This is a genomic window from Treponema sp. OMZ 305, assembly GCF_024181325.1.
Classification (GTDB): Bacteria; Spirochaetota; Spirochaetia; order Treponematales; family Treponemataceae; genus Treponema.
The window spans coordinates 220948-244461 of record NZ_CP051300.1; the positions used below are offsets into that span (position 1 = coordinate 220948).

Here is a 23514-nt window from a genome sequence, read left to right on the forward strand (position 1 = left end):
CATTTTTGAAGCCGATAGCATTATGCCGTTTCAGAATGCAACAAATACTTTTCCGTATACCGATGAGCAGCGGCCGGTTCCGGTTCATAGTAGCGTTTGATGCGGATAAGCCGTTGCACGATGGAGACAAGGTTTTCTCCCCTAGCCTTGCCTTTACCAAGCCCGTAGAGAGCCAGCGCCGCATCACCGATCAATTCTCCGTCGGCAAAAGCGGGAAGCGCGAAAGTTCTGCCGGTCATATCTGCTTTCATTTGACACCAGATAGCATTGTGCGCCTGCCCACCGGAGAGCGTATACACAGGATGAAAACCGGAAGCCTGTTCCAGTAAATCACAGCCGTGCCGAATACGGAAAGCAAGGGCCTCTACAAACGCGCGCCCCTGTCCCGCAAAGGTTGCGGGATATGTGCCCGATGCAATAAACGATTCCGCGGCAATCCGTTCCATCGCAGCGATATAATCGTTGCCGCGTAAGCCGTGCGCTATTAAAAAATCGGAAAACGCTGCGCCGGATGACGGAATAACGGATGAAAGATTCCACAAATCGGGCATAACCGACGGCAGCAGCAGTGTTTTTTCGGCGCGGCGCGGCTGCAAAATGCAAACGTTAATGCCCTCACTTGAACCTGCACGGTCGCAGGCGGTGCCAGCTGTCAGCGTTCCCGTCCCGATAAGCGCCGCGATAAAATCCGGTACTCCTGCAATAACCGGAATACCACAAAAGCGTCCCATCACCGTACCGGCGGCTGCAAACGGCGGCAACAAACCGGCCAGTCTTTCCGTATTGATATGCAGTGCTTCTGCAAACCGGAAAAGCTCGTCTTTGCTCCAATACGCCGCCTCGTAGCGCGGATCGGGGAGACTGGTTACCGCCGCCCCGGTTAAAAGATAAGAAACATATTCCGGCCCGGAAAAAAGCTGGGCAGCGCTATTAAATACATCGGGGTACTTTGCACGGAACGCCGCAATCCGCGGCAAAAAAAGAGAGGCTCCTACCGGCGGGATCGCTGCGGTTCCATCTTGCGGCGCTCGTATGGCAACACTCTGCGGCGCCGGTACGGCAGCCCCCTGTCGCCCTGACACGGTATCCTCCTGCGACGCTCGTATGGGCATCCCCTGCGGCGCCAGTACGGTAAGCCCTTGCGGTACCGGCTCATTCCATAAAAACAGGGTATCGCCTTTAGCCGCATCAAGAATACCGTTAACAACATCATCGGGAGAAACAGCGGAGGATAAAGATACGGCAGACCGAGGAGATGCGGCGTTGATATGACTCTTCGGTATGCGTCCGGCAGCGTTGATGCTTGCTTCCGGCGCACGGCGGTTTTGGGGTACGGCGACAAGTGAAGGGCCGTTCCCCGAAATACAAATTGCGTCTATCACATAATCAGCCGGTAAGCTGCTCCATGCGGTAAAAAAGGTTTGAACCCAGTCAACCGCGTGAACAGGCTGCGGAAACAGCAACCGTATAAACTTAAGTACCGTTCCGTCTTCGGTAATAACCGCCGCCTTTAGCGACGACGTACCGATATCGGCACAAAAAATACCGCTTTGCATGAACCTATTGAGCGCCGCCGGAGAAAGACTCGTCGTTTGTAAGCATACGGGTTATATCGCCATCGGCACCCTCCGAATGGGTATGCACGGAGATAAAACGGGTACTATACCAATCAACCCGCCGCGTAAGGAACATCAGCAGCGCAACAACGCAGAATATACCGATGCTGCCGATAAGCAGCGCATAATCTTCCGATTGCAAAATACCGAACAGCAACAAATACGATATCGCTTGTACCGCCGTTAAAAGAATACCCCAACGTATCCGCTTAAAAATTGCAGCAGTATAAAACCCGACAACGGTACACACACCTGCCGTAGCAATCAAATAGCTAAGGCTAAACGAAATATGTTCGGAAAAAGACAATAACAGCAAGTAAAATAAAACGTCAGCAATCCCGATAAGAAAATATTGGATGGGATGAATCCGTACCGCACTCCACAATTCGCATAAAAATATCGCTAAAAACGGCACTGCCAAAAAAAGGAGCGCATACGTAATGCACCGCTTTACCTGCGAATAATGGTTAACGGGAGTAATAAAACCGATCTTTACCGTTTCGGGCGAGCTTCGGGGCTCCGCCACCGCTTTTGCCGCATAACCGCCATATTCATCGTACACATCCGTATCTTCAGCTATGTCGAAATCCTGTGCTTTCCAGCTGCGGGGAAATGCCGTACTTAAACCGGAAATATGCCAATCGGCGGAAAAGCCCGAATCGTCAAGCGTACGGTTCTTCGGCAGCCACCCTCCCGAAAAACTGGGCGCAGGCCACGTCGACTGCACCGCAAAACTGTTGTCCGCAGCAAGCGGTACGATACACAGGCTTTTACCCCCTTGAATGGAAACGGAACCCTCTATCGAAAAGCCGGAACGCACGGTATCTTCCGGCATCATGTAATAAACGGCATTGCGAAACGGCGAGGCTCCTGCAGGAGCCGTCAGCGCTTCAATAAGCGGCATACCGTTTACGCGGAGCGCGGGGTAGGCGGTTAAGGTCTTTTTATCTTTTATGCCAAGAATCAACACCGCATCCTTATAGCGGATGTTTTTTTCCGCGATATTGAATTGACTGAATTGAAAGCCGGAAAACGAAGCTTTAATCGCCAAATCTCCGTTAAAAATAGGCACGGTAAATATGCCCCGCGAAAGATGATAGGGATTAATCTGCGTTACCAGATTATATGTTTCCGGTACGGTGAGAATATAGTCTTGCTTTTTCCCTTTTTGAACAACCTTTCCCGAATCATCCGTATATTCGATCAATTCATCATACGGCACGGCAAGAACAAGCCCTTCAATAACAGGCTCACCTCCCGCCGGCTCCATGATAGACGCTTCGGCAGTCCGCCGGTACTCTTCCCGATCGTTGACAAGCGAACGGATAAATGCCAGCGGGATAAGCAGTATCAGCATCATAATAAAGATGATAACAGGCTTTATCCACGCCGCTTGATGAGAAAATAATGATTTTTTCGGCAAAGCAGGCATATCCGTTGATTGTTTTATTTCCATATAAATTCCAGCTTTACTTACTCTTGTTTATTTTCCGCCTTATGCTGTGCATTCGAATCCGCTGTATGCAATATCCGTTCGATAATATCTCTATTATCCAGCAGTCCGCTCAAAGACTGATTATGGTGCAAGCGCGAAATAGCCTGTGCAAACAATCTTGAAACATCAGTCGAAATATACCATTCTTTCTTGAGCAACTCTTCGTGGTATACTGCATTAGTACCGATGATACGATAGAAATGTCCTTTTTTATATGCTTCATCAAAAAGCTGGATTGCATCGCCGGTAAAAAACGGTAAACTCACAGCCGCAATAACTTTTTTTGCACCCTTGCTTTTGAGGAACTCCATTGCCTTTAACAGCGTACCGCCTGTGCCGAGCATATCATCGGCAAGGAAAGCAGTTTTGCCGTTTACATCGCCTAGTAGATTGATATTTACAATATTGGATTGCTTTGCATTCTGTGTAACGACGGAATAATCGCGCTCTTTGTAAATCATCGCAAGCGGTTTTTTTAGGCCGCTGGAATAGAATTTATTCCGGTCTACCGCCCCACTATCCGGAGCAACAATAACAAGCTCTGCATTCGGATCTGCAAGGTTTTCAATTTTTATCAACTCTCGAATAATCTGATAACTTGCATGGAGATTTTCGATACGGGCAGTATGGAAGGAATTTTCAATCTCGCGGGAATGGATATCCAACGTAATAATTTGGTCGACCCCGAGCGTTTCGTAAAAATGTCCCAGCATACTGGCGGTTAATCCTTCGCGTCCCTTCTTTTTATGCTGACGGCTATACGGATACACAGGCACCACAAGGGTAATATGCGCGGCTCCGGCATACCGAACGGCATCGATGGTTACCATCATCGACATAAGATGATCATTAACCGAAAAAACGTGTTGGTTCTTACCTTCGTTCACCCAAAGCGGATAATGGTTTTCAACATCCTGAAAAATACAGACATTCTTCCCACGAATACATTCCAGTATTTCCGTCTTAAATTCGCCGTTCATAAAATAGGTAAAACGGGCATTCACTTTAAAGCGAGGGATACGGATTTTCTCAATCTCGTTATTTTCATGTAAACCGGAAGAAATAAGGTCGTTATAAAAATTGAGGTCTCGGATAAGGTTTTCTTTTTGTAAATTATACCGTTTTATTAACTTATCTATTTTTCTATTCAGTTTTTCTACATAAATATGTTTTAAATGTTGAATTACAGCATCGGCAAAGTGTTCGCCGCCAGGACACGCCAGAATTGCCAAATTCGCAGAACTGGAGTACATCATACCCGCCCCCTCATGTCGGAATAAACTTGAGCACTAGTTTACATATTTCACAAAAAAATTCAATCGGTATCGGCAGGATAAAGCATCAGACCTTATTTTACACAGCCCCGCAGAAGTACAGAGGCTGTTCAACCAGAGTTTCGCCGCTTTGCGGCTCAAATGGTCTCACAGCCTCTGTGCTTCTGCGATTTGTATCTTCTCTGTCTGATACATTTGCCCGCTTGATGGGAAAAATGCGCGAAATTTTAAGCAAAATTTCGCACAGAAGGAAAGCAAACGCATCAGGACACACACGGATATAGCTTTCCGTTAGCCTTTTGAAAACGTAGATGCGCCGCATATTTTTGCCGTTAGCCTTTTGAAAATAGATGGTACAGATACAAGGCGCGAACAAAAATAAAGCGCAGGCGTATCTTTGATACGTTGAGCATTTATTTTTGTGTAGCAACGCAGTAGATGTGCCATATATTTTCAAAAGGATATCCTAGAAACCGATACCAGCACCGAATTTTATCCCGACACCGGACAGCGTTGTGAATGTACGCCTAAAATCCTGCGACGCAACCGATGCAGCGAGGTTAAACGTGAAACCTCGCGAAGCAATAAAGAGACAAAGTTCATGCCGCCACACCCGCTCGATACATCCGGTATCCAAATAGACCCCAAGCACTTTTGCGAAACGACTTTCAATTTTAAGCCCACCATCCACATAATACGGCTTTGCATTGATAACCGGAAAGGCAAAAGACGGCGATAAGATCAAATAGTCATTTTGAAACGGCCTAAAATCCGCTCCGATTTGAATTTTACACGGACGCATAATTTTTTTTTCATTCAAGGTACCGGAGATACTCTTTGTTATTGGCGACTTAAAAAAGGAAAAGTCTCCGCTGGCAATATTGTCTAAAAGATTAGTCACAGAATCATCATAATTAAATAATGCACTCATTCCTTTATTCGTTACTATTGGCATAATCGGTAAGTAGTCGATACCGCCCGTAATCGTGACCCACCCTGTTGGGCGGAATACACCGGTTAAACTTAAATCAACGCCGCCATTTTTTAAGATATCAAGGATAGAAAAATTTCTATTTGCTAAATAATCCGGTAGACACCCATAAATATCTGCCTTGCCTTCAGCTTTTAGCGTGATTCCATCAACTACACCGCCCGTCGTCGTATGCGGAGACAGACTATATGTTCCGCTGGGATTTTCCATATATGCGACAGGAGCAAAATATGCGACCCGTGCCGAAAAACCGTAAGAAGGATTATTAAACTGATACATTATCCCTGCATCAACAAATGCATTAATCTTTGCATTTAAAGTACCTTTAATCGTTTCACCGGTTGCAGTTGCCGGATTGCCATTTGCCACAAGGTCAAGCAAACTCTTCGGCAAATTTCCCCATACATCCCCATTAGCAGTAATAGAAAACTTTACCGTATGTTTTTCCAGCACAGTAAATCGGAAAAATGTATCAACATTAAAGATTGCTCCGGCATGGACTCCCGATTTTATCGTATCCCTTGAAAGCTGATTAAAGTCGATAAGCAACTCCGGTTGAAAAAAATCCAACACAGAGACTATATTATTGGCGACAGCGCCTGAAACAACAAATCCCGTATGCAGAGAAAACGGACGAGCCTTCTTAGTCCGCTGTGTCGGCTCATTCATTTCAACCGGCTGGGATACCTCCTTCTGCTCCTGAGCCTTGTTGCCCTGTTCAGGAACAATTACCGTCTCAGCGGCAGCAGAAGGCTTGTTGTTAGTATTTGCGTTTGGCACCGACAAAGCAGGGGATTCAGTCACTCCGATATCTGCATGGGCAGCAGGCTCGGCAGGAGCATTTTCGGAAGATGCCGCAGGAGACTGGGCGGCACTGCTGTTATCATCCGCAGAAACGGCAGCGGGTATTTCGTTTTCGGGCATAGCCGCCTCGTTTTCTCGAGAAGGTTGTGCCGTTGCTTCGTCGGCTTTGACGCCGCCGGGCATTGCTCCTTGTTCAGTCAATATTTCTGAATCGGTAGCAGCACTTGTCGCATCCTGTCCAAACGCTGTAACAATGCCTATTACGATACATAATACAATAAGATATTTTTTTTTCATTTTATTTTCCTCAGAATGCTCCGGTAATTAGTTCACTTTCATCGAATAATCGATATCCGTTTCGGCTAAGACAGTGAACGATGCGGACACGGCAAAATCCTTATTAATCTTAACAGTGCGTTGTTTATCTGCCGGAAATTGAAGAAGAATTTCAGGATATACGGGATATGTATTCTGGAGCGTATCCCAGTCATCTTTAGTGAATTGTAATAATTCCCCTTCTCCGGTAGCCGACGACAGTTCTTTTTCCATGAGCACAGAGCCATTCTCCGTCTTCGCTCGAAATATAATAGACGGTTGGAACCCCGAGTCATTTCGAATATTTGCATTCAACCGTATCGACTGCAATGCATCCATAATTTGTTCGTTAAGCAATTTATCGTTTGCACTTGTTCTATTTAAGAGATCCCTTTCGCCTATTTTTTTCATAAACGGCATAAGCGATATTGGGTCGGGCGTATCGATTGTAAAACCGACCGGAACATCTAAAAGCACATCGAGCTTTATTTCGGCCTTTTCTCCGTTTTTTATTATATCGTCATAGGTTGCGCGCTCCACGTCCATTTTGTCCATAGTCAATGTATACGCAAGCTGTATACCAGTCGGGTATTTATTCAAGATATCCGCGAGCGTACTATCGGTAACTCCACGTTTTATAGCGAAACTGTAGGAAGGAATCGTCTCCGTATATTCTTTTTTAGTATCAACGAACTTATCGGCAGGAAAGTTGTGTAATGTGCAGTCAGTTTCACTGCAGAACGTCATCGACTGGGGAGTGCTACTACCTTCTTCTGTATAGCGCGCAGACAGCCCTATTTTTATCGACTTATCAGCCAATAAACCGGAGGCAGTGCCCGCATATACATATACCGGTACATCAGGCATTTTCAGATGCACTTTCTTCAAGTTTGAAAGGGCAGAGAGATCAATAAAGCTATTGTCCCCCTGAGGATAAGAAAACGACTGACCGTTTTGCGCTTTCAACGTAATTTTTTTCCAATCAAGAGTAAACTTTGTTTTTACAGAAACTTTTATGTCCGTACCGGTAGAAATATTTTGTAAAGTAAACGTCTTATCACTATCGTTATAATTGGGAAGTTCCACTGCAGCATTCAAATCAAGATTAGCCGTATGTTCCACATCCAACATCCAATCTGCAATACTTGTGTAGGTGCGGTCCGTTGATTTTTGGGAGGGGAAGTCTTGTGATTGCGACGATATATTAAGCGCAATTGACGAAAGCGTCAGCTTTATAGGATTCCCTTCCGGCAATCCGTTGTCCATCGTTACCGTTGCACTCACTTCTTTAAACTCTATCTTATTAATCCATTTTTTCATGGCTTCGGGAATAGGTTCGGTTTTTGCTATTACAAACGTATCTCTATTTTTCAAAGTAAGTTCGGTAAACTTCCGGATGGAAAAGCTGAATTCGGTAGTCAGCGATTGGGATGGTTTGCGGTACGTTGCATTCTTTAATGTTACCTCAAGCTCCGGCGTATACGTCAGCGTTTTTGAATCATTGAGCGTCAAACCGGCAAGCTTAATCGGTTCTCCTAAGGTACGAAATTCTGACGGATTAATATTCAGCCCCTGCACACCGTCTTTTTCCGCCTGTGCTATTTTTGTTTTCTCTTTTATTTCTATCCCGCTCCACCCCTCAGGCTGTCGGAATGCAAACTGCAGAGTTCCTTCTCCGATAACGGCTTTTTTAAAATCATCCGGCAGCGGCAATTCAACAGTTTGAGCGCTGCCCGGCGTAAGATGTTCAAGATGGGCGTTTACGCCTTTCACTTCTTGTATCGTTCCTTCAAGGGTACGCTTGAACGTAACCGTGCCGCCCGACGATGTGCTGTCGTGCAGAGTCATCATCCCTGTAAGGGTTAGCGAGTTGCCTATCGACCTACCACCAAGATAAAATTTTACCACATTTGAGGAACCGTAAGGGCTATGTCCGTCAAATGTATTGCCGTTACTGGTAAGTTTTGCATCGGAAAATGAACACGTCATACCAGTGGGAAGCTCTGCCGACAGTGTTAAATAAGCATCGTACTCGAACGTAAGTTCTTCAAAGCCTTCAAAGTTAATAGGAATATTTACAGGTATCGAAGTTTCGCTCGATGTGCCAGCCGGAATATTTATCGATGGCAGCGTCGACGAATCAGCATTGTTAAAAGCCTCCAGTAATTTAGTATTAATCACATCAGGCTCCGCTATGGTACACACTTGGGTGGTGTCCAAAGTAGGAATGGAAATCTTCTCATCTACCTTGTATGAAAGTCCCGTGTCGCTTGAAACCGCATTTTCTCCGAAATAATTGCTTAGATCAAAGTCTAAAGATTTGATAGGATAGTGAATTAAATAACGCAACTGATTTTTATCTTCACCTGTTGCATCGGACGGAGTATAACGAAATATACGCGCCTTTGTACCGGAAGACGAATCTCCGTTTGAAGCTATAATATCTCTCAGTTGTTTATCTATATCACTTACTGTAATTTCCTCCGCCCCCAACGGCAAATAAACCTTAGGACTTGCTTTTACTCTAATGCTTGAAAAAGGCTGCAAATTACAGGAAGCAGTAAAAACCAAAGCGATAAGCATACCGATATATACGAAATATTTGCTATATTTATGACAAGACATCCTTTCCCCCTTAGATAGGCTTTCAGCTTTTGGACAGCCCTACCAAAAATTGCGTTGGCTTTGGATAACGAAATAATTCAGTATCTATAGAATATATCACGTTATCCGTGCAAAAACAAGAAGCGCTTTCGATATCCCACGCTTTTGATATAAAAAAAGGGAGCCGGTAAAACAACGGCTCCCTTTTCCGGCTTACTCTATAAGCTATCACTAAAAAACCAGTTCGATTTTTAACTATTCGTCTTTACCTTTTCTTCCGTAACATAGCTTTTTTCAAAGCCCTCAATTTTTTTGATGCTATTTAGCCAGTATTTTGCCTCGGTGTTATTGGTAAAGGGACCGACTCTTACGCGGTGTGTTAAGCCTGCCGACGTTTCTTTTGTAAAAATCTCTACTTTCATGTGCTGCGCCGCAAGCTTATCCCGTGCGCGTTCGGCGTTAATCCTGCTTGCAAGCGAAGCGGTCTGAACCCAATAAAGAGTCTGAACTTGCGGCACAGCAGGCTTTGCAGGTTTAGCCGACGTTTTCGCCTTAGGTTTAACGGTAACGGAAACACTCGCTTGCGTAGAGGGCTTCTTTTCCACTGCCGGTTTCGACGGGGCTTGCACCTCAGATGTTTTAGGCGACTGTGCAGGAGGTTCTTCTTTCTTTGTAGAGGCAGCGCGTTCTTCCGGCTGTTCCGGAGCGGTATCAATACCGATTTGTTCCGCCAATTCTTTAGGAAGACCGGAAACGTCGGCAGTTCCCGCCTGCACGGTTAAATCGGAAACGTCAATCCCGTTTGTTTGGTCGCTCTGCCCATCGGTGGAAATGATATTCAGATTATTCAAATTGATAATGTTTCCGGCAGCAGCGGGAGCGGTTCTATCCAGTCCGGCAACCCTATCGGGGTCTCGTGCCCATAAGTCAGGATCAACATTGGCGGAAGTACCGGCCGTTTCATAAGGAACAGTTTCCCCGCCGGCCAATGCCGTTGCGCTATTTCGCGACGGTGAATATAAAAATAGTGCAATACCGAAAATAATCAATACGAATAAGCTTACCGAAAGGATAACCCATAAAATTTTCTTTTGTTCCATAGCTGCCCTCAAAAACCCTTTTCGCGCAGTACGCGCTCGATTTTTTTCCGTAAAGACTGCACGGAATGAGCGTTTACCACGCTTACAATATCGGCATTTTGCAAAAGGTATTGAGCAAAGAAATCTTTTTGCTGTAAAAAACGGGCAATGAGCCGACAGAGCGGGATATTATCGCGCTTTCTGCCCCGGATAAGTCTGATAAAAAACGGCGCTTTGATGTAAAGAATAAACGAGCATTCGGGGGTTAAAGAGGTTTTATGCAGTGTCGGCGCATTGAGAACAATCGGCCTGTTTGGGCATTCGGTTAAAGCATCTTTGATAAGAAAGCGGATACGCTCTTCAATTTTGGGGAGAATAAAAGCTTCGTGTTCCGCCAGTAGCGCCGGTTCCGAAAAAAGCAGGACACTCAACGCCTTTCTGTTCAATGCCCCCTCCTGTGTCCGCAGCTGTAAACCCCGCTTTGCAGCATGAGGGGAAAAACGTGCTATCACCGCCTCGCATTGCTCCTGCAGAACCGTATGTGCAACCTTATCAGCATCGATAACGGCATATCCTTTTTCTTCAAGGAAGTCCGCAACCATGTTTTTCCCCGCACAGGACTGCCCTACAAGTCCGATAAGGTTAAGTATTTTCTGCATCATTTCTGCTCCTTTGGCTAAAAAAAATCCGCAAACAGCTTCGCCGCCTGCGGATTTCTCAAATTGCCGGTTAATGCACATCGTACCTCAACCGGCGGTATTCAACATTATTTTGTTATTTAATCAAGATAAATTCAACACGGCGGTTTTTCCACCAGTTATCCCTATCGGAAAGCGACGCAATCGGCTTTGTACCGCCGATACCGACAGACGACAATCTACTGCGGGATACGCCTTTTTCGATCAGGAATCTGCGGACAGCATCGGCGCGTGCGCCCGAAAGCGGAATAAGGTCTTCTCTTTCTTCACGTTCCGTCCCGCTTACGTTGTTCGCATGTCCTTCAACCTGAACCTTGTATTCGGGGAACTTATTCAAGATTTGCGCAATACGGGTTAATACCTTAACATTCCGATCAACGACATTTTGTTCGAGTCCTTCAAAGTCGGCGGCATTCTTTCTAAAGATAATAGAAGGAACGGCAATTTTGAGCTTATCTCCATCGCGGATAACCAGTACATCGATTGGGATATACCCCTTAACAACGGAGGTCTGTCCGACTTCATCGGTTACGGTAAAGGTATACGGATAGTCGGTAGCCGATTGTACGGTTTCGCCCTTTAACGAACGGCCATCCCAGACAATCTGCTCGGTTATCTTATTCTTTCCGCCGGTACTCCAGAATAGCTTATTGCCGGTATCTTCCGGTTCGCGGATTTCAAACGACCACTGCTTTAACTGCGTATCCGACTTTGCGGATAGGTTAATAAAGAGCTCGTCTTCGTTACCGTCGTTATCAGGGCTAAAATACTTAGGAAGCATCTTAACTCCGAGTTCAGGAGCTTTTGTCGAAGAAACAAATGGCGCACTGCTGACCGAAAGCTCATCTCCTTTCGTATAACGCAGCGAAAGCTCTGCAACAAAAGTACCGGAAGCAACACTGCCTGCATCGGATTTACCATCCCACTGAATGGAAGAAGCAAGCGCATTCCCTTTTTCCGATGACCATGTCTTTACCGGAGCGGCAGCACTGTTATCCGCCGACTTTATTACAACCGACCACGAAGCCAACCCGTCTTTCAGTGTCGTATGAACGGTCAAGTTTTGCGTATCCTTTATGCCGTCTCCATTGGGAGAGAATGCAGGCAGTTCCGCAGTGATATACGCTTTAGGAACTCGCGAGTCAATCACGATATTGTCAAGAGACTTGATTGTCCTATTACCTGCCGGATCCTGCGCAAAAATAGTATAGCGGTAGGTTCCGTCGGGAACTTTATTTCCCGAAGCATCGGTTCCGTCCCAGACAAAATCGATAGCTTTCCCTTCCCATGTAAAGTTCCGCACTTCCCTATTACCGCTCGCGGTAATGCTGCCCGTCCACAGGGTTTCTGCGGAAGCTTTTTGTGCAACGGGTAAATTCGGACGTGTTGCCGCGCCATCCGTCGAGAACACCAAATAAGGCGCGGAAATTTCCACCTCAGGATATTTCGTATCAAGCATAATTTCGGGAATAGTCGATTTTGCCGCTTGCCCGTTTGTGAGCGTTACATCGATAGCGGCGGAGTACGAACCGTCCTCACAAAGCTGTCCCTTTGCATCACCGGCATCTGCGATACCGTCCCAGCTGATTGAAGCGGGAGGCGTACCGTTTCCTGAAAGTGTTTTTACGGCAACGCCTGATTTATCGTAGATTCCGAAAGTATAGGAAGCCGCGGCGGTATTCGATTTCAGTTTGGGAGAGAATACAATCGTATCCTGTACGCCGTCTTTATTCGGAGAGAATGCCAGCATATTTGCAGACAAGATAACATCGGCTTTTTCGGTATTCAGCTCAACCGAAACGGGAGCGGAATAACCGGTATTGCCGGCATCGTTTTTACCTACTAAGCGGTAGGCGTATTTTCCGTCCGCAAGCAAAGCGCCGGAGTTGTTCCGTCCGTCCCAAGCAAAACTTGCAGCGTTATCCTTCGTAATTGCAAAGCTGCGTACCGGCTTGCCGTTCATATTACCGGCGCCGTCAAGCGCATAAATTTCTGCAGTCCAGCTATCGCCGGCGCTTACCTGCTGAGTAAAGGTAACCGTATCAAGTTTTCCGTCACCGTCCGGCGAGAAAATAGCGGTCGATGCCGTTACCGTTGCTTTAGGGGCAGTAACATTGAGGGTGAATACCGGAGAGGTTTCACTCGGAGCATATCCGTTTACATACCGTGCGGAGAGCGTTGCTTTGTAGTCACCTTCCGGTAAAACTTTTCCGTTTCTATCTTTTCCGTCAAATGTGATTGCGGCAACGCGGCTCTCGGTTATCGTGTGTACCGTCGTTCCCTTTGCATTTTGGATATCGATTTTCCATTCCTGTAAGCCGGTTTGAATCGGAATTACCGGCGATAGGGTGATGGTATCTTTTACACCGTCCCCGTTCGGAGAAAAGGCATTGGTACTAATCGAAATACCGACCGACGGTTTGATAGTGTCTACGATGATATTGGGAACCGATTGCGATGCGCTGTTACCTGCGCGATCGGTAGCGGCGATTTTGTAGGTGTAAATCCCGTCGGGGATAAATTCACCGGAATTGTTCTTTCCGTCCCATGCAAAGTCGGCAGGAGCGGCATTTACGGTATCGGCTGTGCGCACAACCTTGTTAGTCGCATCGGTAACGGTTGCAACCCATTTATCTTCAACGGAACCGCTCTGCTTGATAAGGAACGTATCCTTGTTTCCATCCCCATCGGGGCTGAAAATCAACGCATTTTGTCCGGAAGGCGGCGTCACGGTAATAACCGGTGGCGTATTATCAACCACTACGGCATAGCGTTCCGTTTTTGCCGTGTTGTTATTATCATCGGAAGCCGTAAGACTAAAATAGTAGGTACCGTCGGGAGCAACCGAACCGGAGTCGAGCATACCGTCCCACCGCAGGGTCTCCGGTACTTCAACGCCGGATTTTGCCTTTGTCAGGAGTTTCCAGAAAGACTTTCCGCTCAGCTGCGGGCGGGCTTCTTTATTCGCAATCGTACGGACAACTTCACCTTTTTCGTTTTCAAAAGTACATTCCCATGCCATCACATAGCGCTGATCGGTAATCGATAGCGGGAATTCCAGCACATCTTGCACACCGTCGCTATTGGGAGAAATATATTTTGTTTCGGGATAATCGACACTGATGACGGGAGCTGCGGTATCGGTCTTACCGACCTTTACATTAACGCCTGCGCCGAGCGCCCAGATATCATTCGATAACGGCTTAGCGGCAAGCTGCGGAGTAATATCGCTTTGTTCCCATACATTCGATTCGCTTTTATCTTTTGAATTGAGCTTAATCGAACAGGCAAGCCCGAAAGAAGGAATATAGGTTTGCCGGTGATTCAGCGTTTCGACAAGATTGAAGCTCCAGCCGGTTTTAAAGGTAACCATGTCGGCAAACTTCATGTGAAGGCCGGTGTCAAACACAAGGTTCTGGAATGTCGGAAAAGACAGATCAAAAGCCATACCAAGCTTAAAGTTCTTTACCGAAATAAAGGTGGTCGCAAAACCGACGCGGGGAGTAACCATACCGGGGAAACCGCTCGTTTTGTCGGCGCCTTTTATACCACCCCTGCCGGCGTTATACGGCTTACCCATTCCGGTAATCGAAGCGCCGACTTTTGAATCCTTCGCAAATCCGAGATCACCGAACCGATAAAGGACACCGATATCGGCTCCTACGCCCCAATCGGTGCCGACAATACCATATAGACCGATACCAAGCGCCAGCTTATCGGTTAAATCCTTTGAATACGAAAACCGCATCGAACCGGCTGTACCCCATTGCAGAGAATTAAACGATGAAGTAAAAAAGTGAACATCGGTAGCGATAACACCCCATCGAGCCGGATATAAAAAATCGATGTTTGCCAAATGGCCTTTTAATCCGAAATCGTTTGCGGTGTTCTTATTAAACCCGACAACGGCAGCATACGAAAGGTCAAAAATAACTCGCTGCTCATACGCAGGAAGGGCAGGGTTCGTTGCCGATTCGGCAGGATTTCCATCCCCGAACGGTCCGCCGGTAGCGCTTGCTTGACCGCCCAGCAAATCGGGAGAAAAGAACGTATTGGCAGCTTCTCCTCCTCCGGGCGGGTTATAAGCAAATAAGAGTGTATATGCACTCAATAATGCACATAAAGTGAATACAATTCGTTTCACACAATCCTCCTAAAATATATTCTGTGGGGCATCTCTAAAAAGCTTGTTTTTTAGACATCCCCTGTGATACGTTAATAAAAAATGTACCTCAGAATCTGTTATCAGCTTTGCACAATTCAGTATAGCGGCCTATTTTAGAACGGAGAAAGGATTAATCAAGCTCCCGTTTTTATAAATAGACAAATGCAGATGCGGGCCGGTGGAGTATCCCGTATTACCGACCGCACCCACGACCGCACCTTGCGTGACATACTGCCCCCGCTTTACATAAATCGCAGATAAATGACCGTAAAGGGACTGATACCCTCGGTCATGCGTGATAATGACATAGTTGCCGAAAATGCGGTTAAATCCCGTTTCTGCGACCTTTCCGTCTAACGTTGCCTTTACCGAAGTTCCGGTCGGTGCAGCTAAGTCAATGCCCGAATGGAAGCTTCGTACCCCCGTAAACGGGTCGCTCCGGTACCCGAACGGTGAGGTAAGCCTGCCCCGTATCGGATAGATAAACAGCTCGCCGAGCGCTTTTCGCAGCTCAAAAGACGAAAGCGATGCGCCGGGGATAAAAAGCTTTTGCCCGACTGCCAAAGTTTCCTGCGTTAAATCATTTGCATCAAGTAACGCCGTAACACTTACTTTATGAGCTGCTGCGATACCTGCAAGGGTTTCGTTCTTTTTCACCGTGTACAAAAGACCATCCGTCGAAGGTATACGCAGCACCTGTCCGGCGCTAATCCGGCGCGCGTTATCGATATTGTTAACCGATAGCAGCGTTCCGAAATTCCGCAATCCTGCCCGGGAAGCGATACCGCTGATGGTATCGCCTTTCCTCACCGTATAATCTTTAAACGTTACCGTCGAAACATACCCCTCCGCAACAGGCGCCGCTTCTTGATCGGCGAAATTTTCCTGTTCCGGAAAAATATACGAATGAATCGCGCGGCTTAACGAAGGCTCTTCGTTAAAGCTCATTGTCCGAATGGGATAAGAACCGGCGCCGCTGCGCAATAGCGGAACCGCCAACACCGCATACAGAATACTGAAAATCAGCAAAAAAGGCAAAGGGTTCAAACGCATCAATGGAATAGTATGATTAAAAGCGACCCGTTTCTTTGTATACGGTATATTTGTACTCTGAAAATCGGAAAAAAAGCGCATATCGGCGGCTACCGCCGCTTGTCGAGCCTGCCCGCCTGTATATTCATTTTTACGCTTTAGCTGAACAGCAAACGACACGGAATCATTTTGCACCGTATCCATATCGGATGCATGATACGTGATAATATTCATAGTTACACTATCGGCAAAAAAACGAAATTCTGACAGAGTAATAGACTTACTTTATACAAAATATCTGACTGTTGAAATCTCTTATGATAACATTACAAGAATTGAGCATTTTCCATTTCCTAAAGACGCCGTGCGTGAAGCTGTTTTCAATGCACTCGACCTATTCGATAACTGCGTTTTCGAATAGGTCGACGAGTTCTAAATCGCACAAATGGCACGATTTAGAACATCGCATTTTAAGGTAACCTGTTCAGAAACGGAGATTTCCGAACAGGTTTACTTATTCATCAGGATTTTTCTGTTGGTGTCCCAGTTCAAATCAGTGTTTATAAAGACAAACTCTATATCAGTAATGATTGCATTTTCCCAGTCAGCTGGACGGCTGAAACTCTCATGCAGAAACACCGTTCATTACCACACAATCCCGATATTGCAAACACATTCTTTAGAGCCGGCTTTATAGAAAGCTGGGGGCGTGGGGTAGAAAAGATTTGTAGACTTTGTAGAGAATACGGAATTGCAGAACCTGAATATACAGCTCATCCTAACGATATTATGGTGATGTTCGAATTAAATGAGCCGGTAAAAATGGTTCTCGAGGCGATCTCAGAAAATCCTAATTTATCAAAAGAAAAGATTGCAGAAAAAATCAGGATGTCACGTGCAACTGTAACAAGAGCTTTGGCGACGTTGGTTGAAAACGGTACTATATATCGTGTTGGGTCTGACAAATCCGGATATTGGAAAGTCGTAAAATTATATAATAAAGAAACAAAAAAAAATATGTTGAAGAACTAAGGAAGGGCAATTCCTGCTGTATAAACTTATTTCGAGGTTACCATGTGCTTATTCTGAGTTATTATGGAAAAATGTGATAAGACATGATAATATGAAGTCATGGAATACAAACTCCGCCGTAAAGTAGATGATTTTCTCATACAGTGGAAGCAGAATCCAAACAGAATGCCGCTTATAATAAAAGGGGCACGACAGATCGGAAAAACTTCATCTATAGAGCACTTTGCAGAGAGCTATAAGCATTTTATAGAAATCAATTTTATCACTGAACCGACGGAATATAAAATCTATTATCATGACACGGGAATTTTGATTGCAGCCATGGATGAAGAGGCGCAGACAGATTTACGGCAGAACAAAAATTTCAACACATACAAAGGCGCAATCTTTGAGAACATTGTTGGCGATATGCTGGTAAAACAGGGATATGAACTCTTTTATTATAAGAATGAGAAAGCTACAATTGAAATGGATTTTTTTATCCGCGATGCCGAATCCCTTGTCCCGATAGAAGTAAAGGCGACCGACAATGCTACGATTTCTCTTAAAAATCTGATAGAAAAAGAAAAATACGCAGACATTCATTACGGAATAAAACTCTGTACAAAAAACATTGGGTTTAACGGTAAATTTTATACATTCCCGTATTTCTGCACATTTTTATTAAAACGATATATGCTGGAAAAAATCAGTTCGAAAGAGAAATAGAAGCTGAAATGAGGATGCCCCAAAACTATCGTTCATAGCCTTTTTGTTATATAAAACTTTATTAGGGCATCGCTCAATTCTTTGTACGGTGTTACGCAGTCTGTTTTGCCGCCGTGCCTTTCCCGCCGAGTAGCCCGAACAAGAATGCACCGATAATTGCCGGAACAAGCCACGCAACCCCGATGCTTGAAAGCGGAAGCTTTTGCAACAGTGCAGCCAAGCCTGCGAATGAGACAGGCTTTGTGCCGAACAGTCTGAGGAAATCGTTTACAATACCTTCAGTTGAAGCAAAGGCCTGCAAACAGCTCACTAAGAGCGTACCGACAGTCCCGCCGACGTAATAATAGCGATTGGGAATATAATCATCCAAAAGATTCATAATCGTTAGAAGGATGCAAACGGGATAGAGCGCTTCCAGAAGCGGTACCGAATAACGGATGATGTTTTCTACTCCATAGTTGGCGAGCCAGCAGCTGAATACCGACACGACAATGACAATCGCTTCATAAGAGACCTTATTATGGAATAATTTTTTAAAAAAATGACCGGCTGTGGCCGTCAAACCGATTGCAGTGGTAATACAAGCAACGGCAATCGAAATCGACAGAATAGCCGTTCCGACATTACCCCATAAACTCGCGCAAATATTGATGAGGAGCGCCGTTCGGCTGATATCTTTAGGGAACACCAACGAAGCCGAAGCGCCGGCATGGAGCAAGCCGCCGTATACCAGCAACAGCCCTGCCGCAGCAATTAATCCGGCAGAAAGATTGATCTTTAACAGCGATTTTCGGTCGGAATACCCACGCTCTTTGATATTATTGATGATGATCGTTGCAAACAACATAGCTGCCAGCGCATCCATCGTCTGGTACCCTTCCAAAAAGCCTTTTAAAAAGAAGTTCTGCGGAGGAGGATTCTCAAGCGGCCCGAGCGGTGCGATAAAGGCACGGATAACGATAGCGGCAAGCACGATGATAAGCACCGGCGTTAAATATTTACCGATGGTATCAATAACCTTTGACGGCTTAATAGAAAAGATCAACACAATAGTAAAGAATACGATAGAACTGACAACGGGACTTATCGACGCGCTGAAAGGGAGCACTCCAATTTCATACGTGGTTGCGGCAGTCCGCGGCAGCGCTAACAGCGGACCGATACCCAGCATAATAACGGTACCGAACACATTGGCAAACACAGGATGAACCTTGCCGGCAAAGTGCTGTACATCGCCGCCCGCTTTCCCCATTGCAAAAATGCCCAAAATCGGAATACAAATACCGGTAATAGAGAACGCGATAAACGTAATAAACCATTTGCTGCCGGTCATAAACCCAAGCAGCGGCGGAAAAATAAGATTCCCGGCGCCGAAAAACATTGCAAAGAGCGCAAAGCCGACAATAATACAGTCTCTAAAGCCTTTCTTCATAGGATGTCCCCTGATATATAATTTACGCTAATCCGTCGATATAACCGTTTACAAGGTCTATACGGAGCGCTTGAGGTTCTTTCGGCAGCCCCGGCATCCGCATCATGTCGCCCATAACCGCAACAATCATTTCGGCGCCGTTATTTACAATAATTTCGCGGACAGTCATGTCAAACTGTTCGGGAACGCCGAGTTTTTTAGGATCGTCGGAAAAAGAATACTGCGTTTTTGCGATGCATACCGGATAGGAATCGACGCCCCATGTACTTATCCGCTTCAGCATTTTTTCCGCATCGGCAGAGTAAGTAACATTTTTTGCACCGTACACTTGTTTGCATATTTTTTCGATTTTTGTTTTGATGCCGTCGCTATCCTGATAGGTAAACACAAGCGGCTTTGACGGCTCGGTTTCAATCAAACCGGAAACGGTACGGGCAAAATCCGTCGCGCCCGCCCCTCCGTCGGAAAAAGCGCTGTTTACGGCAAATGGCACACCGGTATTTCGGCAATAAGTGCGGAGACATTCGATTTCTTCCTCCGTATCGTAGCCGTATTTATTCAACACCACCAATACCGTCTGTCCGAATTTACGCAGGTTTTCAACATGCCTATCCATATTCTTAAACCCGTGGGTAAGCGCATCCTTATTGGGCTTAGACAGTTCCGATTCCGGAACGCCGCCGTGTAATTTAAGCCCGCCGGTGGTAACGACCAGTACGGTTAAAGCAGGCGCAAGCCCCGCCTTGCGGCATTTAATGTCAAAGAATTTTTCAGCGCCTAAATCGGCTCCGAATCCCGCTTCGGTAATAACGTAGTCGCCGTAGGTAAGGGCTGTTTTGGTCGCGATAATGGAATTGCAGCCATGCGCAATATTTGCAAACGGGCCGCCGTGTACAAATGCGGGAGTGTTTTCGGTGGTCTGTACCAAATTCGGATTAATCGCATTTTTAAGCAGTACGGTAATTGCTCCGGCGGCGCCGAGGTCTTTAACCGTAAACGGCGTGTTGTCCGGCCGATAGCCGAGTATAATCTTTTCTATGCGGCGGCGTAAATCGTCGATGTCGGAAGCGAGGCATAAAATCGCCATAATCTCCGAAGCGGCGGTTATGTCAAACCCCGATTCGGCAGGAACGCCGTTTCCTTCGCCGAGGCCGGTAACAATTGAACGGAGCGCGCGATCGTTCACATCGAGTACCCGTTTCCAAATCACCTTTTTTAAACCCTGCGGCGTATGTTGCGTCCTAAACACATAGTTATCCAGCAGCGCGCTGATCATATTGTGTGCGGAAGTAATGGCGTGGAAATCGCCGGTAAAGTGCAGATTGATTTCTTCCATCGGAAGCACTTGTGCATAACCGCCGCCCGCCGCCCCGCCTTTCATCCCGAAGCAGGGACCGAGCGAAGGCTCGCGCAGCGCCAATACCGCATTTTTACCGATTTTCTGCAAACCGAGCGCAAGCCCGATGGAAACCGTCGTCTTGCCAATTCCCGCTTTTGTCGGCGTCATAGAGGTAACGAGGATGAGTTTATGCTCTTTTATCCGGACCGGAATGATAGCTGTATATGGGATTTTCGCCGTATAAAACCCGTATGGAATTACGGAGAAAGCATCTATATGCAGTTCCGCTGCAATTTCTTGTATCGGTTTAAGCGGCGTCTCGCGCGCTATCTGGATATCGGTTTTCATGCGGGCGAGTGTACAATAATCGTATGAAAAAAACAAGGTAAAGGCATCAGACTCCTTTTAAAACTCCTCACAGAATAAGAGAGTCTATTCGACCAGAGTTGAACCGCTTTGCAGTTCAAATGGTCTCATAGCCTCACTTATTCTGCGCTTTTTATTTTACTTTGTCTAATGCGTTTGCCTGTCTACTAGAAAAAATAGAGGTGCGAAATTTTAGGTAAAATTTCGCACAGAAGTAAGGTAAAGGTATTACTGCTATTTTTTGGGTGAAAACTTCTTTTTCAGCATCGCTTCAACGATGGGGGGAACCATAGTCGACACATCACCGCCGAAGGCAGCGAGTTCTTTAATTGAACTGGAGCGCAGTACAAAAAACTTAGGGTCGGGTACCAAGAACAACGTTTCGATCTGCGGATTCAAACTTTTGTTCATCATCGCTAAATCGAATTCATATAAAAAATCGTTATCATTCCGAACGCCGCGGATAAGAACGTCCGCTTTAATTTTCTTCGCATAATCGACAATCAGCGAATCCCACAGATGTACTGAAACATTATTCCAACGGGAAACCAATTGTTGTATAACCTCCAGCCTCTCCTCGCCGGAAAAGCAATAACTCTTGTTTTTATTTACGGCAATGACAACGTGTATTTCTGAAAAGAGCTTTTGTGTCCGCTCAATAATATTCAAATGGCCGAACGTGGGAGGATCAAATGAACCCGCAAAGACAGCTTTTACCATAATGCAGCATATTCCTTATTTTATACGATAGAGCGCCGCTAAAAGCTCAACGCCGATTTTTACCGGTGCCCGATAGTGTCTATTGTACCGTACAAAAGACTAAACCGCAAATAGTTTTTTACCCGCCGTTTTTTATCGATACGGATGGCGGCGGTTTTGATCTTTAGATTTAAACATCGCAGAGATGTCGAAAAAAGTAACCAACTTTTGAGATATTGCTGAACGCTCTATGCTGTACGAATCCATACTCTTGCTCAAAAGGATAAAAGTTTCTATAATTATAGACTGTCATTTTCTTAAAAAATGGTTAGGAGCACACTATGGAAACTCGAAGCCGTTATGCCCCGTCTCCGACAGGATTTCAGCACATTGGCGGAGTACGCACTGCGTTATTTAATTATCTTTTTTCCCGCGCAACCGGTGGAAAATTTATCTTGCGTATAGAAGACACCGATCAAACCCGCTATGCGGCGGAATACGAAACAAACCTTTACGATACCCTTGACTGGCTTGGAATTGATTGGGATGAAGGCGGCCCCCGCGGCGGTCCGTATGCCCCCTATATTCAGTCGCAACGTTCCGAATTATACCGCGAGTATGCGGATAAACTCGTCAAAAGCGGCCATGCCTATTATTGTTTTTGCGATGAAGAACGGCTCGAACGCATCAGAAAAATTCAAACCATGAATAAAATGCCTCCGGGATATGATCGGCACTGCCGCAATTTAACGCAGGAAGAAATCGATGCGAATATCGCAGCGGGAAAACCTTATGTTATCCGCCTCAAGGTGCCGCTTGAAGGAACAACGGTGTTCCATGATGTCCTTCTCGGTACAATCGAGTGGAAAAATGAAGACATCAACCCCGACCCCATCTTGCTGAAAAGCGACGGCTTCCCCACCTATCACTTGGCAAACGTTGTCGATGATCATTTAATGAAGATTACGCATGTCATGCGCGCCCAAGAATGGATTCCCTCTACACCGATGCATGTGTTGATGTATAAGGCATTCGGGTGGGAGCACCCTGATTTTTGCCATTTACCGATGGTAATGGGAAATGACGGCCATAAGCTTTCCAAGCGGCACGGCGCGACCAGCTGTAATGAATTCCGCAATAACGGCTATTTAAAAGAAGCGATTATCAACTATGTTGCGATGCTCGGCTGTTCTTATGAAGAAGGACGGGATATGTTCTCGCTCCAAGAATTGGGTGAACGGTTTAATCCCGAACACATCAACAAAGCGCCGGCAATTTTCGACTATAAAAAGTTGGAATGGTTTAACGGGCAGTACATGCGGCTTAAAACCGATGAAGAACTTTTTGAGCTGACATGGCCGTTCATTGCGAACTCCGGTATATTCGGAGAGCAGGATCAAAAGGCACGAGATGCTGTCGGCTTACGCTTTGCAGACCAGACCTTACTCAAACCAACCGACGAGCAAAGAGCAATGCTGATGAGGGTTATGCCGCTTATTAAGGAACGGCTGCACTTTTTGACGGAAGCATCGCAAATGGTACGCTTCCTCTTTGAAGAGCCTGCTGTCCCGCCTGCGGAAGAGATTATCCCCAAGAAATTGGATGCGAAAAAAACAAAGGCGGTACTCGAAAAAGCAAAGACCGTGTTGCCTTCTATTGCAAATATGGATGAACACGCAGCAAGCGACCTGTTCCGTGCGGAAGCAGAGGCTATGGGCGTTAAGCTTGGAGACTTTATGATGCCGATGCGTATGGCAGTTACCGGCAGCCGTGTAAGCCCGCCCCTTATCGGTTCCATCCAGATATTGGGCATCGATCGCTCTATTGCCCGGATCGAAAAAACAATAAAAGAACGGTTCGCATAA

Annotated in this window: 15 protein-coding genes; 3 read left to right on the forward strand and 12 right to left on the reverse strand. The window is 46.0% G+C overall.

All coding sequences use genetic code 11. The annotated features are described in order from the left end of the window. Nucleotides 1–20: 20 nt before the first annotated feature. The 9 genes from ABK01_RS01020 to ABK01_RS01060 form a co-directional block, all read right to left on the reverse strand. Entirely contained in the window at nt 21–1556 is a 1536-nt protein-coding gene (locus ABK01_RS01020; RefSeq protein ID WP_253675894.1) for an FGGY-family carbohydrate kinase, read from the reverse strand. A 4-nt stretch (nt 1557–1560) separates the two neighbouring features. Beyond that, on the reverse strand, nt 1561–3072 hold the full coding sequence (gene creD, locus ABK01_RS01025; protein ID WP_253675895.1) for a cell envelope integrity protein CreD: 1512 nt from the start codon (nt 3070–3072) through the stop codon (nt 1561–1563). Nucleotides 3073–3089: 17 nt separating this feature from the next. Continuing rightward, nucleotides 3090–4367: a ribose-phosphate diphosphokinase gene (gene prs / locus ABK01_RS01030; protein ID WP_253675896.1), complete on the reverse strand. Its 1278-nt coding sequence runs from the start codon at nt 4365–4367 to the stop codon at nt 3090–3092. 484 nt (nt 4368–4851) lie between these two features. After that, entirely contained in the window at nt 4852–6477 is a 1626-nt protein-coding gene (locus ABK01_RS01035; protein WP_253675897.1) for a hypothetical protein, read from the reverse strand. A gap of 27 nt (nt 6478–6504) precedes the next feature. Next, nucleotides 6505–9120: a hypothetical protein gene (locus ABK01_RS01040; RefSeq protein WP_253675898.1), complete on the reverse strand. Its 2616-nt coding sequence runs from the start codon at nt 9118–9120 to the stop codon at nt 6505–6507. Between the two features lie 230 nt (nt 9121–9350). Then, the gene (locus ABK01_RS01045) at nt 9351–10199 is read right to left on the reverse strand and encodes an SPOR domain-containing protein (protein ID WP_212566494.1); all 849 of its coding nucleotides are present in this window, start codon (nt 10197–10199) and stop codon (nt 9351–9353) included. Nucleotides 10200–10207: 8 nt separating this feature from the next. Then, nucleotides 10208–10840, reverse strand: a complete 633-nt coding sequence (coaE, locus tag ABK01_RS01050) for a dephospho-CoA kinase (protein ID WP_253675899.1) — start codon at nt 10838–10840, stop codon at nt 10208–10210. 112 nt (nt 10841–10952) lie between these two features. Then, the gene (locus ABK01_RS01055) at nt 10953–15020 is read right to left on the reverse strand and encodes a FlgD immunoglobulin-like domain containing protein (RefSeq protein ID WP_253675900.1); all 4068 of its coding nucleotides are present in this window, start codon (nt 15018–15020) and stop codon (nt 10953–10955) included. A 129-nt stretch (nt 15021–15149) separates the two neighbouring features. Beyond that, nucleotides 15150–16307 (reverse strand): peptidoglycan DD-metalloendopeptidase family protein, encoded by a 1158-nt coding sequence (locus ABK01_RS01060; protein WP_253675901.1) that lies wholly within the window; start codon nt 16305–16307, stop codon nt 15150–15152. Between the two features lie 360 nt (nt 16308–16667). Between ABK01_RS01060 and ABK01_RS01065 the strand changes: the two genes are divergently transcribed. Both ABK01_RS01065 and ABK01_RS01070 read left to right on the forward strand, forming a co-directional pair. Next, entirely contained in the window at nt 16668–17105 is a 438-nt protein-coding gene (locus ABK01_RS01065) for an ATP-binding protein (RefSeq protein ID WP_253676573.1), read from the forward strand. A 165-nt stretch (nt 17106–17270) separates the two neighbouring features. Continuing rightward, nucleotides 17271–17813, forward strand: coding sequence for a DUF4143 domain-containing protein (locus ABK01_RS01070; protein ID WP_253675902.1), 543 nt, complete (start codon nt 17271–17273; stop codon nt 17811–17813). A 91-nt stretch (nt 17814–17904) separates the two neighbouring features. On the opposite strand, the gene brnQ is transcribed toward ABK01_RS01070, so the two are convergent. The 3 genes from brnQ to coaD all read right to left on the reverse strand — a co-directional run bounded on the left by brnQ (nt 17905) and on the right by coaD (nt 21670). After that, a complete protein-coding gene (gene brnQ, locus ABK01_RS01075) occupies nt 17905–19245 on the reverse strand; it encodes a branched-chain amino acid transport system II carrier protein (protein ID WP_253675903.1) in 1341 nt (446 codons plus the stop codon). Nucleotides 19246–19267: 22 nt separating this feature from the next. Beyond that, nucleotides 19268–20932: a formate--tetrahydrofolate ligase gene (locus ABK01_RS01080; protein WP_253675904.1), complete on the reverse strand. Its 1665-nt coding sequence runs from the start codon at nt 20930–20932 to the stop codon at nt 19268–19270. Nucleotides 20933–21184: 252 nt separating this feature from the next. Then, nucleotides 21185–21670, reverse strand: coding sequence for a pantetheine-phosphate adenylyltransferase (gene coaD, locus ABK01_RS01085; RefSeq protein ID WP_212565708.1), 486 nt, complete (start codon nt 21668–21670; stop codon nt 21185–21187). Between the two features lie 320 nt (nt 21671–21990). Here coaD and gltX point away from each other — a divergent pair, with 320 nt between their 5' ends. Then, nucleotides 21991–23514 (forward strand): glutamate--tRNA ligase, encoded by a 1524-nt coding sequence (gltX, locus tag ABK01_RS01090; RefSeq protein ID WP_253675905.1) that lies wholly within the window; start codon nt 21991–21993, stop codon nt 23512–23514.

Excerpts from the sequence above, each read along its gene's own strand:
- gltX (WP_253675905.1), top strand. The coding sequence starts at position 21,991 with ATGGAAACTCGAAGCCGTTATGCCCCGTCTCCGACAGGATTTCAGCAC.
- creD (WP_253675895.1), bottom strand. The coding sequence starts at position 3,072 with ATGGAAATAAAACAATCAACGGATATGCCTGCTTTGCCGAAAAAATCA.
- ABK01_RS01070 (WP_253675902.1), top strand. The coding sequence starts at position 17,271 with ATGCCGCTTATAATAAAAGGGGCACGACAGATCGGAAAAACTTCATCT.
- ABK01_RS01040 (WP_253675898.1), bottom strand. The coding sequence starts at position 9,120 with ATGTCTTGTCATAAATATAGCAAATATTTCGTATATATCGGTATGCTT.
- ABK01_RS01045 (WP_212566494.1), bottom strand. The coding sequence starts at position 10,199 with ATGGAACAAAAGAAAATTTTATGGGTTATCCTTTCGGTAAGCTTATTC.
- coaD (WP_212565708.1), bottom strand. The coding sequence starts at position 21,670 with ATGGTAAAAGCTGTCTTTGCGGGTTCATTTGATCCTCCCACGTTCGGC.
- ABK01_RS01060 (WP_253675901.1), bottom strand. The coding sequence starts at position 16,307 with ATGAATATTATCACGTATCATGCATCCGATATGGATACGGTGCAAAAT.
- ABK01_RS01080 (WP_253675904.1), bottom strand. The coding sequence starts at position 20,932 with ATGAAAACCGATATCCAGATAGCGCGCGAGACGCCGCTTAAACCGATA.
- ABK01_RS01035 (WP_253675897.1), bottom strand. The coding sequence starts at position 6,477 with ATGAAAAAAAAATATCTTATTGTATTATGTATCGTAATAGGCATTGTT.
- prs (WP_253675896.1), bottom strand. The coding sequence starts at position 4,367 with ATGATGTACTCCAGTTCTGCGAATTTGGCAATTCTGGCGTGTCCTGGC.
- brnQ (WP_253675903.1), bottom strand. The coding sequence starts at position 19,245 with ATGAAGAAAGGCTTTAGAGACTGTATTATTGTCGGCTTTGCGCTCTTT.
- ABK01_RS01020 (WP_253675894.1), bottom strand. The coding sequence starts at position 1,556 with ATGCAAAGCGGTATTTTTTGTGCCGATATCGGTACGTCGTCGCTAAAG.
- coaE (WP_253675899.1), bottom strand. The coding sequence starts at position 10,840 with ATGATGCAGAAAATACTTAACCTTATCGGACTTGTAGGGCAGTCCTGT.